At 62.4% G+C, this 503-nt stretch carries 1 protein-coding gene; it reads right to left on the bottom strand.

Features of this window, described 5'->3' with window-relative positions:
- Positions 1–324: hypothetical protein (locus NZ773_16400; protein ID MCS6803504.1), on the bottom strand; the 324-nt coding region annotated here is incomplete at its 3' end.
- Positions 325–503: the final 179 nt, after the last annotated feature.

Genomic DNA, 503 nt, shown 5'->3' with positions numbered 1-503 from the left:
GTCTGGATATTGGACGAACGCGTCGAGATCCGTCTCACTCACGCGCCCCTTGCGAATCCATGGCAATTTCGGATCGAACAGCCAATTCTCCTGCTGATGGCGTCGCGGTCGATGTTCGATGAGCGGAACTTCCACGATATCCAATACCTTGATATCACGATCGCCTTCGGCGTAGCACGGGACGCAGATGCCCTTCGACGGATCCTCGCGCACCGGCCGGATCCACGGTCCCGCCTTGCTCCCGTCCCACTCCCGGCCGGCGATGCACCGACCGCTCCGCTTCCGCGAGTTGGCGAGGCAGACGATGCGCTTGACACGAGCCACGGCCCCCTCCCCTCGGTCGGTCCCTGTCTCTCGGAACAAGCGCTTCACTTGTTTCGATTATTATACCCGGAGACACGTCCGCTTTCTATCGCGGCTACCTGTGCCGCGCTTCGCCGGACGGTTCGACTTCGCCGATCGAGCCTCGCGGCACGCTTCCCGCTTGACGCCTCTTCGCGATC

It is taken from the genome of Dehalococcoidia bacterium, assembly GCA_025054935.1.
GTDB lineage: Bacteria > Chloroflexota > Dehalococcoidia > SpSt-223 > SpSt-223 > JANWZD01.
The sequence above is the reverse complement of the archived record's forward strand: the minus strand, read 5'-3'. Positions and strand labels throughout refer to the sequence as shown.